This is a genomic window from Alcanivorax nanhaiticus, from assembly GCF_000756665.1.
In the GTDB taxonomy this organism is placed as follows: domain Bacteria; phylum Pseudomonadota; class Gammaproteobacteria; order Pseudomonadales; family Alcanivoracaceae; genus Alcanivorax; species Alcanivorax nanhaiticus.
Map to the genome: position 1 here is coordinate 236,556 of NZ_ARXV01000004.1, position 15,556 is coordinate 252,111.

The 15,556-nt window shown below is 59.4% G+C and carries 14 protein-coding genes and 1 other RNA gene; all 15 read right to left on the reverse strand.

What is annotated here, in order from left to right:
* The 15 genes from Y5S_RS06895 to rnpB all read right to left on the reverse strand — a co-directional run bounded on the left by Y5S_RS06895 (position 1) and on the right by rnpB (position 15,555).
* On the reverse strand, positions 1 to 783 hold the full coding sequence (locus tag Y5S_RS06895; RefSeq protein WP_035231568.1) for a cell division protein FtsQ/DivIB: 783 nt from the start codon (positions 781 to 783) through the stop codon (positions 1 to 3).
* Positions 776 to 1,699, reverse strand: coding sequence for a D-alanine--D-alanine ligase (locus Y5S_RS06900; protein WP_035231570.1), 924 nt, complete (start codon positions 1,697 to 1,699; stop codon positions 776 to 778). Before Y5S_RS06900 ends, Y5S_RS06895 begins: the two co-directional genes overlap by 8 nt.
* Positions 1,692 to 3,119, reverse strand: coding sequence for a UDP-N-acetylmuramate--L-alanine ligase (gene murC / locus Y5S_RS06905; RefSeq protein WP_035231571.1), 1,428 nt, complete (start codon positions 3,117 to 3,119; stop codon positions 1,692 to 1,694). The genes Y5S_RS06900 and murC overlap by 8 nt, the downstream gene beginning before the upstream one ends.
* The gene (murG, locus tag Y5S_RS06910) at positions 3,109 to 4,179 is read right to left on the reverse strand and encodes an undecaprenyldiphospho-muramoylpentapeptide beta-N-acetylglucosaminyltransferase (protein WP_035231572.1); all 1,071 of its coding nucleotides are present in this window, start codon (positions 4,177 to 4,179) and stop codon (positions 3,109 to 3,111) included. Before murG ends, murC begins: the two co-directional genes overlap by 11 nt.
* A complete protein-coding gene (ftsW, locus tag Y5S_RS06915; protein ID WP_035231573.1) occupies positions 4,176 to 5,333 on the reverse strand; it encodes a putative lipid II flippase FtsW in 1,158 nt (385 codons plus the stop codon). The genes murG and ftsW overlap by 4 nt, the downstream gene beginning before the upstream one ends.
* On the reverse strand, positions 5,326 to 6,651 hold the full coding sequence (gene murD, locus Y5S_RS06920; RefSeq protein ID WP_035231575.1) for a UDP-N-acetylmuramoyl-L-alanine--D-glutamate ligase: 1,326 nt from the start codon (positions 6,649 to 6,651) through the stop codon (positions 5,326 to 5,328). The genes ftsW and murD overlap by 8 nt, the downstream gene beginning before the upstream one ends.
* A gap of 14 nt (positions 6,652 to 6,665) precedes the next feature.
* Positions 6,666 to 7,748: a phospho-N-acetylmuramoyl-pentapeptide-transferase gene (gene mraY, locus Y5S_RS06925; RefSeq protein WP_035231576.1), complete on the reverse strand. Its 1,083-nt coding sequence runs from the start codon at positions 7,746 to 7,748 to the stop codon at positions 6,666 to 6,668.
* Entirely contained in the window at positions 7,748 to 9,106 is a 1,359-nt protein-coding gene (locus Y5S_RS06930) for a UDP-N-acetylmuramoyl-tripeptide--D-alanyl-D-alanine ligase (protein ID WP_035231577.1), read from the reverse strand. Before Y5S_RS06930 ends, mraY begins: the two co-directional genes overlap by 1 nt.
* Positions 9,103 to 10,590 (reverse strand): UDP-N-acetylmuramoyl-L-alanyl-D-glutamate--2,6-diaminopimelate ligase, encoded by a 1,488-nt coding sequence (locus Y5S_RS06935; RefSeq protein ID WP_035231578.1) that lies wholly within the window; start codon positions 10,588 to 10,590, stop codon positions 9,103 to 9,105. Before Y5S_RS06935 ends, Y5S_RS06930 begins: the two co-directional genes overlap by 4 nt.
* Positions 10,587 to 12,308, reverse strand: coding sequence for a peptidoglycan D,D-transpeptidase FtsI family protein (locus Y5S_RS06940; RefSeq protein WP_035231579.1), 1,722 nt, complete (start codon positions 12,306 to 12,308; stop codon positions 10,587 to 10,589). The genes Y5S_RS06935 and Y5S_RS06940 overlap by 4 nt, the downstream gene beginning before the upstream one ends.
* Positions 12,305 to 12,571 carry a cell division protein FtsL gene (gene ftsL, locus Y5S_RS06945; protein ID WP_035231580.1) on the reverse strand — a complete coding sequence of 89 codons (267 nt, stop codon included), beginning with the start codon at positions 12,569 to 12,571 and terminating at the stop codon, positions 12,305 to 12,307. The genes Y5S_RS06940 and ftsL overlap by 4 nt, the downstream gene beginning before the upstream one ends.
* Positions 12,568 to 13,506, reverse strand: a complete 939-nt coding sequence (gene rsmH, locus Y5S_RS06950; protein WP_035231583.1) for a 16S rRNA (cytosine(1402)-N(4))-methyltransferase RsmH — start codon at positions 13,504 to 13,506, stop codon at positions 12,568 to 12,570. Before rsmH ends, ftsL begins: the two co-directional genes overlap by 4 nt.
* Positions 13,506 to 13,946: a division/cell wall cluster transcriptional repressor MraZ gene (gene mraZ, locus Y5S_RS06955; protein ID WP_035231590.1), complete on the reverse strand. Its 441-nt coding sequence runs from the start codon at positions 13,944 to 13,946 to the stop codon at positions 13,506 to 13,508. The genes rsmH and mraZ overlap by 1 nt, the downstream gene beginning before the upstream one ends.
* Positions 13,947 to 14,295: 349 nt before the next feature.
* Complete coding sequence (locus Y5S_RS06960) at positions 14,296 to 15,078, reverse strand: oxygen-binding di-iron domain-containing protein (protein WP_035231592.1); 783 nt, start codon at positions 15,076 to 15,078, stop codon at positions 14,296 to 14,298.
* A gap of 99 nt (positions 15,079 to 15,177) precedes the next feature.
* An RNA gene (gene rnpB / locus Y5S_RS19105) (RNase P RNA component class A) lies at positions 15,178 to 15,555 on the reverse strand.
* Between the last annotated feature and the right edge of the window lies 1 nt (position 15,556).

The window sequence follows — 15,556 nt, forward strand, 5'->3', positions numbered from 1 at the left end:
TCACCCTTTCTCCTGTTGCTCGCCCCAGGTCACCGCCATGCCATCTGCATAACGCAGATCGACACTGGTTACCTGGCGACTGTCCGTGCTCAGTACACCCCGATAAAGCCGCACAAAACGGCGAAGTTTGGTGGTGTATTGCTCACGGTCGACCACCAGTTGCATATCGTTATTCAGCGTCAGCCGCGCGGTTAGGCGTGCGTTGACGTCCATGCTGCGAATGCCCAGATCCACATCCGCCAGCATCTTGCCCATGCTGTGATAGAAGCCCATGACTTCCTCCAGCCGTTGCTGCGGGCCATTCAGGTGCGGCAGGCCCGTCAGGTCGTATTGCTTCAATGCCTTGAACGGTTCGCCACTGTCGGAAATCAGCACCGTCTCGTTCCACACTGCCACCGGGCGTCGCTCACTAACGGTCAACACCACGGTGTCGGGCCACTGGCGGCGCACCGAAACGCCCTCTACCCAGCTCAGCCCCTGTGCCTGCTGGTAAATTTCTTCCAGCGGCACGGAAAAATAATTTTCATCGCGAACCAGTGCCGCCAGGGCGGTCTGGATCTGCTGTTGGCGGCGCACATCAGTAACGCCATCCACTCCCACCTTGCGGATGGGATACCCGTCCAGCAGGGCCGGCAGGTAGATGACCCCAAGCAGTAGCACCATGGCCACCGTGCCTACCAGCATCCACGGCACGGCGGCGGACAGCCGCTCGCGCAGAGGTACCCCGGCTTGCTTCACCGGCTTGCGGCGTGCGCCCCGGGGCGTGGCGGCCGGTTTAGCCACCTTTTTTCTCCAGCGCCATCAGCAAGATTTCACCTACCAGCGCATCAAAATCGCGGCCTGTCGCTTTGGCGGCCATAGGTACCAGGGAATGATCAGTCATTCCCGGCACAGTATTGATTTCCAGCAGCTGCCAATTGCCCTGCTCATCGCGCATCACATCCACTCGACCCCAGCCTCGGCAGCCAGCCACCCGAAAGGCGGTCAGGGCCAGCTGTCGGATCGCTGCTTCATCCTCATCATTCAATCCTGCCGGGCACAGGTACTCGGTACTGTTGGACTGATACTTGGCTTCAAAGTCATAAAACGCGTTGGGCGTCTTCAGGCGAATCGCAGGCAGAGCTTCGTCACCGAGTACCGCCACGGTGTATTCCGGGCCGTTGACCCAGGCTTCCACCAGCACGTCAGAATCGAACTTGCCCGCTTCCTGCAATGCCAGCGCCAGCTGCTCCGCGTTGTCTGCTTTGGCCATGCCGATGGAAGAGCCTTCGTGGGCCGGCTTGATCATCAGCGGGAAGCCTAGGTCAGTATCATTTCGACCGGCCACATAGAACGCCGGCGTCGGCAGGCCTGCGCCCTTCCACAGCTGCTTGGTGCGCACCTTGTCCATGCCGATGGCAGAAGCCATCACCGCAGAACCGGTGAACGGAATGCCAAGATGCTCCAGCACACCCTGGATCACACCGTCTTCACCACCGCGACCATGCAGAGCGATAAAGGCGGCATCGAAACCTTTCAGGGAATCGACGCTGGTCTCGGATGGGTCCACCAATTCGGCAATCACTCCAAGATTTCGCAGTGCCTGATGCACCGCCGCCCCACTCTTGAGGGACACCGGTCGCTCGGCAGACTTGCCGCCGGCCAGTACCGCTACCCGGCCCACATTGGCCAGCTTCTGCTTCAGCAGCACCTTATCCACGCTTGGCTCCTTGCTCGGCCAGTTCTTTGGCAATAGCACCCACATTGCCGGCACCCTGAGTGACCAGCAGATCACCGTCCTGCAACTGGGTGGCGAGGATCTCCGCCAGTTTGGCGGGATCATCCACAAATACCGGTTCCACTTTGCCGCGCTTGCGAATGCTGCGGCACAGAGCACGGGCGTCAGCGCCCGGAATCGGCTCTTCACCTGCGCCGTAAACTTCCAGCATCAGCAGCACATCCACACCCGACAGCACATCCACAAAGTCTTCGTAGAGATCCTGGGTACGGGTATAGCGGTGCGGCTGGAACAGCATGGCCAGACGACGGCCCGGCCAACCGGCACGGATCGCATCGATGGTCACGCCCACTTCGCTGGGGTGATGACCGTAATCGTCCACCAGGGTCGCGCTGCCACCCTCGAAGTGGTATTCGCCCTGCACATCAAAGCGACGACCCACCCCGGTAAAGTTGTTCAAGCCGCGCACGATGGCCTCGTCATCCGCGCCTTCATCTGACGCCACCGCAATAGCGGCCAGCGCATTGAGCACGTTGTGCTTGCCTGGCATGTTGAGGCTGATCTGCAGCGGCTCACCTTCCTTGCGAATCACCCGGAAAGTGGTAGTCATACCCTGCTGCTGAACGTCTTCTGCACGCAGGTCGGCATCCTCACTAAAGCCGTAACGGATCACCTGACGGTTCACCCGCGGCAGCAATTTGCGCACCACCGGATCATCCACACACATCACCGCCACACCGTAGAACGGCAGGTTGTGCAAGAATTCGATAAAGGTGTTTTCCAGCTGGGCAAAATCCCCGCCATAGGTATGCATGTGATCCGCTTCGATATTGGTCACGATGGCACTCATGGGCTGCAGATGCAGGAAGCTGGCATCGGACTCATCCGCTTCCGCCACCAGATAACGGCTTTGCCCCAGACGAGCATTGGTACCGGCGCTATTCAGGCGACCGCCAATCACAAAAGTGGGGTCCATACCCGCTTCTGCCATGATGGCGGCGGTCATGGAAGTCGTCGTGGTCTTGCCATGAGTACCTGCCACAGCAATGCCGTGCCGGAAACGCATCAGCTCCGCCAGCATCTGGGCACGGGGCACCACCGGAATCCGGCGCTCGTGGGCTTCGGCCACTTCCACGTTTTCGGTGTTCACTGCGGTGGAGGTCACCACCACGTCAGCACCATCAATATTTTCGGCGCGGTGGCCGATTTCCACCCGCACGCCCAGGCTGCGCAGACGCGCGACCACAGCAGATTCCTTGATATCGCTGCCACTGATGGCATAGCCCTGATTGGCCAGCACTTCAGCGATGCCACACATACCCACACCGCCAATACCCACAAAGTGAATACCACGAATGCGGCGCATCTCTGGAACGATATGAATGTTGTCGCTATCGGCCATTGGCCACCTCCTGACACAGGGTGGCCGCGCGCTCTGCGCTATCAGCCACAGCCTGCTCACGGGCCCGTTGCGCCATTTGCGCCAACGCACCTCGCTCTGCTACCGGTTTCAAAATGGCAGCCAGACTGGCTGCACTCAGTTCCCGCTGGGGCAATAACAGGGCGGCGCCCTTGTCAGACAACCAGCGGGCATTCAATGTCTGGTGATCATCCACGGCGGTGGGCAGCGGGATAAACAGGGCCGCCACACCGGCTGCTGCCACCTCTGCCACCGTCAGCGCCCCGGCCCGACAGATCACCAGATCCGCCCAGCTGTAGGCTTCCGCCATGTCATCAATAAATTCACTCACCTGGGCATTCACACCCAGAGCGTCATAAATCGGTGCCGCTTCACCGGTACGACCCGCGCCACACTGATGGCGCACCTGAATATCGTTACCCAGCACCGCCAGCATCAGTTCGGGCAGATCCTGATTGAGCACCAGCGCCCCCTGACTGCCACCGACGACCAACACCCGCAGCCCGCCCTGATGACGGGCATAACGGCCAGCAGGCTCGTCAATGGCTGCAATCTCGGCGCGCACCGGGTTACCCACCCAACACGCGTCGCGCTGGCCAAATGCACCATCGAAACCTTCCAGGGTTACGGTGGCCATCTTTGACAACAGGCGGTTAGTCAGGCCCGGCACCGCATTTTGTTCATGCACCACCACGGGTACACCACACAGTCGCGCAGCCAAACCACCGGGGCCACTGGCGAAGCCACCAAAGCCCACCGCCAATACCGGCTGATGCTGACGAATCAGTTGCCGTGCCTGCAGTACCGCACGCAGCAAATTGAAGGGGGCTGTCAGCTTTCGCTTGAGACCACCACCGCGCAGACGGGAAACAGACAGCTCGGCAATGTTGTAACCGTGACGGCGCACCAGCTTGCCTTCCATGCCGTTTTCGGCACCAAGCCAGAGGATGTCGAAGCCCCGCGCGCGTAGCTGGTCAGCCACCGCCAGTGCAGGGAAAACATGCCCGCCGGTACCTCCGGCCATGATCAGGACAGTGCTCATCGTGCCGCCCTCCCTCTGGCCTTCAGTTGCTCTGCTTCCGCACCGGCGCGCAGGATCATGCCGATCATGGCGGCAGAAATCAGCAGAGAAGAACCACCGTAGCTGATGAACGGCAGGGTCAGTCCCTTGGTGGGCAGCATGCCCATGTTCACCCCAAGGTTGATAAAGGCCTGGGAACAGAACACAAAGGCGCAGCCGTACACCAGATAAGCGTGATACAGGAAACCGCGTTCCTCCAGGGAATGACCAAGACGGAACACACGCCAGCCCAGCAGGATGAAACCGCTAATCAAGGCAATATTGCCCATCAAACCCAGTTCTTCTGCCATCACCGCATAGACGAAATCGGTGTGCGCTTCTGGCAGGTAAAACAGTTTCTGCACGCTGTTACCCAGCCCGACCCCGGTCAGGTGACCACGGCCAAACGCGATCAGGCTCTGGGTAAGCTGGTAGCCGGCACCAAACTGGTCCGCCCACGGATCAGTAAAGGTCATCAGACGCGCTACCCGATACGGTTCAGCCACCGCCACCACAGCTCCCAGCGCCACAGCAATCAAACCTATCAGCAGGAAGCGCAGTGTCGGCACCCCGGACAGGAACAACATGCCCATCGCGGTGATACCCAAGACCACTACCGCACCGAAGTCCGGCTCGAGCAGCAGCAATACCATCAGCACACCCAGCAGCCCCAATGGAAGCAGGAAGGCTTTCCACTCATTTTCCAGCGCTGCCTTGCGCTCAGCCACGTAACCGGCCAGATACAGCACGAAGCACAGCTTCACGATTTCGGAGGCCTGGATGGTCAGACCCGGCAGTGCAATCCAGCGGGTGGAGCCGTTCACGCTACGGCCCAGTCCGGGAACAAACACCAGCACCAGCACGACCAGCGCAATCGGCAGCATGAAAAAGCGCAGTCGCTCCAGCAGTGCCAGCGGCACCGCGTAGTAGACGAAAGCCCCGACACCGAGCCCCAGCGCCAGATAAATGCCATGACGCAGCGCGTAGTAGAACGGGTCGCCGAGACGGGTTTCAGCAATCTGCAGACTCGCTGACGACACCATGACCAGCCCGGCCAACGCCAAACCAATCGCCGTCCACAGCAGAGGCTTGTCCACCCCGCTGCTATCCAGTTTCAGGATCATGCGCTCAGTCATCGCACACCTCCTGAACCCGACGGATAAAGTCATTACCGCGATCGGCAAAACCCTTGTACATATCGAAAGACGCGCAGGCTGGAGACAACAACACCGCATCACCCGGTTGCGCCAGCGCATAAGCGCGCTCGACAGCGGCCTGCATGTCGGTGACCAGCTCGCAAGGAGCGGCAGACATGCCCTGTGCCAGCAAAGAACGATCCTCCCCCATCAACAGACCTGCACGCAGGTACTGACGGGCGGGCTCCGCCAGCGGAGAGAAATCCTGACCCTTGCCTTGACCGCCCGCCACCAGAATGACCTTGCCTTCAATCGACTCACCAATCCCGGTGAGTGCGGCCAGGGTGGCGCCTACATTGGTGGCCTTGGAATCGTTGAACCAGCGTACTCCGCCCTTATCAGCCACCAGCTGGCAACGGTGCTCAAGGCCGGTGAAGGCCTTAACGGTAGCCAGTGCCTTGTCACGGTTCAGCGACAGCGCATCACTGATCGCCAGTACCGCTAGAATATTCATGGCGTTGTGATGGCCAGTGAGCGCCAGATCGGACAGCGACAACAGCAACTCACCACGGCACAACAGCTGACCGCTCTCACTGTCCAGCCGGTAATCCGCTTCCGGGTGGGCTCCAAAGGTGATCTGTTTCGGTACGCTTTCCGGCGGACGGGTGGCCAGATCATCGCGGTTCCATACCGCTACCTGGCAACCGTCATAGATACGCTGTTTGGCCGCCAGGTAATCGGCAAAGCTGGCGTAGCGATCCAGATGATCCTGGGACACATTGAGAATGGTGGCCACGTCCGCACTCAGACTGTAAGTGGTTTCCAACTGGAAGCTGGACAGCTCAAGCACATACAGGCGGGCATCGTCATTCAACAGATCCAGCGCTGGCACGCCCAGGTTTCCGCCGATACCCGGGTTCATACCACAGGCATCCGCCACCTGGCCCAGCAAGGTGGTCACGGTACTTTTGGCATTGGAACCAGTAATGCCAACCAGTGGTTCACTGGCGGCACGGGCGAACAGTTCCACATCGCCGATGACTTCCTTGCCTTCCACAATCTGTTCGGCAATCGCGGGAGTTGCTACGGCCACACCAGGGCTGACAATCAAACGATTGGCTTTCTTCATCCAGCCGGGTTTGAAGCCGCCAGTATGAATCTTCACAGCCGGGAACTCCGCCTGCAGGGCTTCAAGGCCAGCTGGCTCGGCACGGGTATCCAGCGCACGCACAGGCATCCCCTGATCCGTCAGGTAACGGATCACAGAACGCCCGGTGACACCCAGGCCAATAACCAGATCAAAGCCGTCTTTCGCCATGCTCGGTCAGTTCCTTATCGAATCTTCAGGGTCGCCAGACCCACCAGTACAAGAATTACCGTAATGATCCAGAACCGAACGATGATTTTCGGTTCTGGCCAGCCTTTCAGTTCAAAGTGGTGATGAATCGGTGCCATGCGGAAAATACGGCGGCCAGTGAGCTTGAACGACCCTACCTGCAACATCACCGACACGGTTTCCATCACGAACACCCCACCCATGATGAACAGCACGATTTCCTGACGGACAATCACCGCCATTACACCCAGCACTGCACCCAGTGCCAGCGCACCCACATCGCCCATGAAGACCTGGGCCGGGTAGGCGTTAAACCACAGGAAACCGAGGCCGGCACCACACAGGGCCGCAGAAATAATCACCAGTTCACCGGCACCCGCCACGTAGGGAATCTGCAGGTAAGTAGCAAACTCGGTGTGGCCACCCGCGTAGGCGAAGATGCCCAGCGCCCCGCCCACCAGCACGGTCGGCATGATGGCGAGACCATCAAGCCCATCAGTCAGGTTCACCGCGTTACTGGTACCGTTGATCACGAAGTAGGTCAGAATGATGTAGAACCACCCCATGTTGATGGCCACGTTCTTGAAGAACGGCACGATCAGCTGGGTTTCTGCCGGGCTTTGCGCGGTGAAATACAGTGCAAAGGCGGCACCAAAGGAACCTACCGACAACCACAGGTACTTCCATTTTGCCGGCAAACCACGAGGATTCTTTTCTACCACCTTGCGCCAGTCATCCACCCAGCCCACGGCACCAAAAATGAACAGCACACCCAGGGTGATCCACACGAACCGATTACTCAGATCCGCCCACAGCAAGGTCGAAATCACGATGGCCACCAGAATCAGCGCGCCGCCCATGGTCGGCGTGCCCGCCTTGCTCAGGTGGCTCTTGGGACCATCATCACGAATGGCCTGCCCCACCTGTTTCTCCTGCAGCATGCGGATCATGATCGGGCCTACCCAGAAGGCAATGAACAGCGCCGTCAGAACGCTGAGAATGCCGCGCAGGGTGATGTACTGGAATACCAGAAATCCGCTGTAGTATTGGGCCAGATATTCGGCCAGCCAGAGCAGCATTAGTGAGCCCCCTCATTCTGTGTCTGCGGGCTTTCGCCCTGTGTCAGTCGCTTCACTACCGCTTCCATACCGGCTGTGCGCGAACCTTTCACCAACACGGTGCCGCCTGCTTGCAGCACCGGGGCACTCCAACTCACCGCCTGTTGATGGTCATCGGCGATGTTCGCCTTATCGCCAAAACCACTGGCCGCCGTTTGCGCACCGCGCATGGCCACCAGCTGATCCAAACCTTTTTCTCGGGCATACACACCCAACTCTTCGACCAGGGTTTCCGCCTCGGGCCCCAGTTCACCCATGGCACCCAGCACCAGCATGCGTGGTGCCGGCTGCGCTGCCAGCCAGTCGATCGCTGCACGTACCGAACCGGGATTGGCGTTGTAGGTGTCATCCACCAGCACGCCTTTTTCCACCGAATGCAGATTCATGCGACCCGGTACCGGCTTGAGGCTGGCCAGACGTGGGAGCGCCTCATCCAGTGACAAGCCCAGGGCGCGTACAGCGGCAATCGCCATCAGCGCATTGTTAACCTGATGAGCACCCGCCAACGGCACGGTGACAGTGTGCCCGGAAGGCTGCAGAATGAAGGTGGCCTTGTCCTGCTGCAGGACAATCTGCTCTGCATAAAGGTCCGTCGCTTCACGGGCGCTGATCCGCATCACCTGCAGTCCGGCTTTTTCGGCTTCGCCGGCAAAGAAATCGGCAAAACTGTCATCCGCATTGATGATCGCCTGGCCACCGGCCTGACAACCGCCGAAGATCTCCGCCTTGGCATTGGCGATGCCCTGCATGGACCCGAAACCTTCCAGATGAGCGCCGGTCACATTGGTCACCAGCACCACCCGTGGTTTGGCCAGGCTGCTGGTCCAGGCAATTTCGCCGGGGGCGTTGGCGCCCAGCTCGATCACCGCATAGCGGTGTTCGGCGCGCAGTCGCAACAGCGTCAGCGGCACGCCAATGTCGTTGTTGAAGTTGCCAGCAGTAGCCAAGGTATCGGCGCCCAGCATGGCCGCCGCCATTTCTTTCACAGTGGTCTTGCCGGCGTTTCCGGTCACCGCCATGCGCTCAGCGGAAAACTGATCGGCATAACCGCTGGCCAGCTTGCCCAACCCGTGACGGGTATCGGCCACCTTCACCGCATTGGCAAAATCGCTCTGGTCACGATCAACCAGTGCCGCAGCCGCACCTTCCGCTGCCGCCTGGGCGAGAAAATCGTGGGCATCGAAGCGCTCACCCTTAAGCGCCACAAACAGGCAGCCCGGCGCCATGGCACGGGTATCGGTAACCACCGCGTTGATCTGCACGTCTTCACCGATCAGTTCACCACCGGTCCACTGGGCGATCTGGGACAGCCACATCATTGGCCACCCTCCCCGTTTGCCAGCGCCGCCAGAGCCTGACGAGCCAGTTCACGATCATCACAGGGGTGGCGAACGCCGTTGATTTCCTGGTAATCCTCATGGCCCTTGCCGGCCAGCAGGATCACATCACCAGCGGCCGCACGGCTCACGGTTTCTACCACCGCCTCGGCACGATCAACCATGGCCATTGCCTTGTCAGGATGGGTCAGTCCGGTCTGCATTTGTTCAATAATGGTTTGCGGGTTTTCACTGCGTGGGTTGTCGCTGGTCAGCACCACCACGTCTGCCAGCTGTTCAGCGACTTTCGCCATCATGGGACGCTTGCCCGCATCCCGATCACCGCCGCAACCGACGATGCAATACAGCTTGCTGTCGAAGTGTGCACGGCAGGCCTGCAAGGCTTTTTCGAGACCATCCGGGGTGTGGGCATAATCCACGATCACGGTGGGACCCTGTTCAGCACAAACAGGTTCCATACGGCCCGGCACCGGAGTCACCGCCGCCAGCGCCTTGCCCAGCACCGCAGTCTCAACACCCTGACCATGCAGAATGGCCGCCACGGCCATCAGGTTGCTGAGATTGAAAGGACCAAACAACGGTAGCGCCACATCAATGGCCTCACCGCCCACACTCAGGGTGGCATGCATGCCATTGGCATCGTATGCCACGTTGACACAACGTACGGTGGCACCTTGTTGGCCTCCGAAGGTAACGCAGCGCACATCATCCGCCAGACAGCTCACCAGGGAACTGGCGGCATGGTCATCACAGTTGATGACGGCCAGACGCACGCCCGGACGGGAAAACAGCACCGACTTGGCCGCCAGATAGGACTCCATGTCGCCGTGGTAATCCAAATGATCACGGCTCAAGTTACTGAACACCGCCGTGGTCACCGGGGTGCTACCCAGCCGCTTCTGATCCAGCGCATGGGAAGACACTTCCATGGCCACACTGTTAGCTCCCGCATCACGAGCACTGGCCAGTGCCGCCTGCAGGGTAATCGGGTCTGGAGTGGTATGGCCGGTGTGCTGCTCTTCACCCTTGAGCCCGACTCCCAGAGTGCCAACCAGCGCGCAGCGGTTGCCCAACGCATTCAGCGCATCACGCAGGAACCAGGTAATGCTGGTCTTGCCGTTGGTACCTGTCACGCCAGTCAGGGCCAGGTTCGCAGCCGGCTCACCGAACCAGCGCCCAGCAATATCGCCCACCTGCCCAGCCAGTTCAGGTACGTGCACGCAGGGCACCTGCTGTTCGTAGCTGATTGTCAGCGCCCCGTTTTCGGCATCCGCCAGCACCGCAGCAGCACCCGCCGCCACCGCCTGAGACACAAAACGGCGACCATCGCTGGCCACACCGGGCACCGCCACAAACGCCTGCCCGGATTGCACCTGGCGGCTGTCGAGTTGCAGCCCTGAAACGACGATACCTGCCACGTTGGCAGGCAGGTTCAGATTGGGAAGCAGCTGCTGGAGGCTCATCATGAACGATCCTCCGCCTCTGGCGTGCCAGCCAGCAGCCCTTCCGGACGATCCGGCGGCACATGCAGGGTGCGCAACACCCCGCTCATGATATTGGAGAAAGCTGGCGCCGCGACCAGACCACCGTAGTAAGCCTTGCCACGCGGATCATCAATCACCACCACGGTCACAATGCGCGGATCGGTTGCCGGAGCCAGACCCGCAAACAGACCAATATAGTTATCGTCGGCATAACCACCGGCCACAACCTTGTGCACGGTGCCAGTCTTGCCGGCTACCTGATAGCCCGGCACCTGGGCACGCCTGGCGGTCCCTTGCAGACTCACCACGGTTTCCAGCATCTGTACCAATTGACGAGCCGTTTCCTTGCCAATCACCTGCTCGCCTTGAGGGGTCCCGTTTACCTTTTTCAGTGTCAGCGGCACCTTGATGCCGTCGTTGGCGATCACTGCATAGGCCTGGGCCAGCTGCACTGCTGACACGCTCAGACCATAGCCGTAGGACAGCGCCGCACGCTCCACATCACGCCACTTGCTGCGCAGCGGCAACAAGCCATCGCTTTCGCCCGGGAAGGCGATACCCGTAGCCTGACCGAAACCAAAACGCTCCAGATAATCCGGCAGCGCTTGCTGCTCCATCGCCAGCGCCAGCTTGCTGGTGCCCACGTTGGAACTCTTGGTCAGCACGGTAGTGATATCGATGATGCCGTAATCACGATGATCACGAATGGTCTTGGTGCCGACCCGCAGGGTGCCAGGATGGGTATTGATAGTAGTAGAGGGGGTCACCATGCCCATTTCCAACGCCGCCGCCACGGTAAACGGCTTCATGGTGGAACCAGGCTCGAACAGGTCGGTCACCGCACGGTTACGCAGGGACGCTGTATCCATGTTGCCGCGATTGTTCGGGTTGTAGGCCGGCTGGTTGACCATGGCCAGCACCTCCCCGGTGCGAACATCCACCACCACAGCACTGCCACCTTTCGCCTTGTGCTGCTGTACCGCAGCCAACAGTTCACGGTAAGCCAGATACTGGAGACGCAGATCGATGCTCAGGGTGACATCTTCGCCAGGTTCGGCGGGCTCCAGCACCTCGATATCCTGGATCACCCGCCCGAGCAAATCCCGTACCACCTTCTTGCGGCCACTGTGACCTTCCAGTGCAGCATCCATGGCCAGCTCAGTACCTTCCTGGCCTTCATCGTCGATATTGGTAAAACCCACCACATGGCTGGACACTTCACCGGCCGGATAATAGCGACGGTATTCGGTGAGGGAGTGGATGCCGGGCACATTCAGATCCAGCACTTTCTTTGCAGCCTCCGGTGCCAGCCCACGCTCCAGGTACACAAACTCGCGACTCTCGTGGCGACGAACCTTCTTGGCAAATTCCTTCTGGCTGATCACCGCATTGTTGCCCAGACGCTGCCAGGCATCCTGATGCGCCAGCGCTTCGCGAGGATTGGCCCACAAGGTGACTACCGGCGTACTCACCGCCAGCGGACGGCCAGCGCGATCGCGAATCACTCCGCGATGAGCCGCCAGCGGCTCAACCCGCAGATTACGAATATCCCCCTGATGAGCCAGAAAATCGTGCTGAACCACCTGCAGATCCACTGCCCGAACCACCAGCAGACAGGCACACACCGCCCAGAACCCCAGCACAAAGCGCCAGCGTGTCCGGAGGTTAGGTTGCCGTGTCTTGCGGACCCGGTTCTTCATGGTCGAATCAGTACTCGCTCATCGGTTTTCGGTAACTTCATGCCCAACTTTTCTCGAGCCAGGCGCTCCACCCGGGCATAACTACCCCAGGTGCTATGCTCCAATAGCAACTGACTCCATTGGCTTTCCAGCCGGGTCTGTTGCTGCTGCAGTTTCTGGCTTTCGTCCGTCAGTCGACGGGCCTGATGGACGCTGTAACTGACCGCCAGAGCAGACAACGCAATCAACACCACCAGAGCACGAATTGCCCAAGGCGCGGTCACGCCACTTTCTCCGCCACCCGCAACACCGCACTGCGCGAGCGGACATTCACCTTCAGTTCTGCCTTGCCAGCACGGATGGCCTTGCCAACCGGCTCCAGCCGCTGCGGCAACTCATCACCCAACGGCAAACCACCGCGCCCCTTCGGAGCCCGGCCGGAATGATCGCGAATGAACAGCTTCACGATCCGGTCTTCCAAAGAATGGAAGCTGATAATGGCGAGACGCCCGCCGATGGCGAGCGTCTCCAGGGACTGTTCCAGCACTTTATTCAGCGCATCCAGCTCCCCGTTTATATGTATCCTCAACGCCTGAAAGCTGCGCGTGGCCGGATGCTTACCCGGCTCACTCCGCCCCAATACCGACTCGATCAGGTCAGCCAGCTGCAGGGTACGGGTTATCGGCTGTTCCTTGCGGGTCTCACAGATACGCTTGGCGATCCAGCGAGACTTGCGCTCCTCACCATAGCGATACAGCACATCCGCAATCTCTTTTTCCTCTGCTCGAGCCAGCCAGTCAGCAGCACTCTCGCCAGAGGTAGGATCCATGCGCATATCTAGCGGGCCATCACGCAAGAAACTGAAGCCGCGCGCAGCATCATCCAACTGCGGGGATGACACCCCAAGATCCAGCAGCAGGCCATCAATGGGGCGCCCCTGCTCTGCCACCACATCCGGAAGACAATCAAAGCGACTGGCCTTGATATGGAAACGACGGTCTTCATCAGCCAACGCCTCCCCCTCGGCAATCGCCAGAGGGTCGCGATCAATACCGGTCAGTCGGCCATCGGCATCCAGCTTCGCCAGCAACGCACGGCTATGGCCACCTCGTCCGAAGGTGCCATCCACATAAAAGCCATCGCTACGGCTGAACCACATTTCCAGTACCTCCTCCAGTAACACTGGCAGGTGCTCGTACTGCTTCCCTGTGTCAGTCATCAGAACGACAGCTCCTGCACGCTGTCCGGCAAGGCCTCCGGATCAAGGGTGCTGTCTTCCTCCGACCAGCTTTCTGCTGTCCAGATTTCAAAGCGGTGCATTTGACCGATCAGCATGGCCTGCTTTTCCAGTCCGATAGCGGTGCGCAACTCCGGCGGCACCAGCAAGCGGCCATTACTGTCCATCTCAATCTCAACGGCTTGCCCCAGGAAGCGGCGCTTGAGCTGCCGAACCTGCGCATTGGAGTCTCGCTGCGCAGAAAGCTTGCGAGCGGTATCCATAAATTCATCGCGTGGGTAGAGCGCCAGACACTCATCAAAGGGGTGACGAGTAAGCACAAGCTGGCCGCCGCAAGCTTCGATCAACGAAGCGCGGTACCGGGTCGGCATGGTCAGCCGCCCTTTGGCATCCAGATTGAGTGATGTGCTCCCAGTAAACACTGGCCGTCCTCGGTCTCTTGGTTATGCGGTTCCTTCCAGCAGGCTTTGGCCCACTTTGCGACACCTGCCGCTCGAAATTTCCCACTTTTTCCCACTTTTCACCACATTGAGACACTCTAGGGCCACAGCAAAGCCCAAGTCAAGCAAAGGACGCTATGCAAACGTAAAAGAATTTCTAAAAAAATCAGTCTGTTAGCGCCGGCAAGCGGCGAAATCCATGATATGGGAAGGCGATCAACGGAGGGAGTTTCGAGATGAATCAGAGTGCTGGGGCACGCTAATGAGAAAGCACTTTAAGTGTTAGACAAATTAGTTATTACTAACCGTCACGCTTATTACAAATAACAAATTAGGAGGCTGGGATACGGAAATCCGCCTCTGTCATAAGATCCACACCACATTCCAGGCCTGCAAACCAATCAAGAAAACGACCAACCTGCTCCCCACTGAAATAACCGCCATGCTGGGGCACAATCATGGCGGGGCCGAGCTTGCGAACCATCCCCGCCCACAACCGGCAGGCCCGGTTGCTGGCCATATATCGACGATGAAAGCCGGCCATGCTTTTGACATGCTCAGCAAAATCCGTCACATCACCCTCTTCACCACCCAGGGAAGCCCCCACGTCGCCGGAAAACAGGATCCGGCTGACCGGGTCGTAAAAGCTGAAGTTCCCCACCGAATGCAGAAAGTGGGCAGGCAGCACCCACAGGCTGTCATTACCAAAGGGCAGCACCGCCCCCTGATCTCCCACCCCGTGAATCCGGGCCTGCAATTGCTCACCCATGCGACTGATCTCATAGCTGGAAGCCAAATGCGGCAAAAATCGCGACCATAGCCGACTGACCACTACCTGGCAGGGGGTATGCATCAGCCAGCGTGGCAGAGAGGCAATGATGTCCGGGTCCTGATGGGAAGCGAGGATGTATTCCAGGTTTTCCAGCTTGATCAGCCGACTAAGGGCAATATTGAGCGGGGTAAAAGTCAAATCCCCACCGGGATCGATCAGCGCCGCACGCTCACCGTGGCGAATGCAGAACTGGTTGGCTTGCACCCCTTCACCGCTGACCAGATCCGCAAAGCGCAGCACCTCATGATCATCACGGCTATAAAGGATATCGATCTGTGACATGAGAGCACTCTCCGCGATTCAGGGTAACCCCTTCTTGGGGGAGTGCAGTCTAGTCATATTTTCTGATGGCATCTTGATTCGCATCAAGACGACCGCGAATAGGCGGACCGGTCGATAAGCCGGGTTCTGTCGTGGACAGTCATTCATCTGGGGCTAACGTCGCCATCAGCCTCTAGCAACCTACCCGGATCCAGCGCGGGCCACGCCATAGGATCCCTATTTGGTCTTGCTCCGGGTGGGGTTTACCCTGCCACCGCTGTTACCAGCGGCGCGGTGCGCTCTTACCGCACCTTTTCACCCTTACCTGAACCCTCCGAAGAAGGAACCGGCGGTATTTTCTCTGTGGCACTAGCCGTAACCCCACCGTCACCAGTGAGGCCCCCAGGCGTTACCTGGCACCCTACCCTTTGGAGCCCGGACTTTCCTCCAGCAGGCCCTTCAGGGAAAAGCACTGCCAGCGACTGTCTGACCGGTCCGG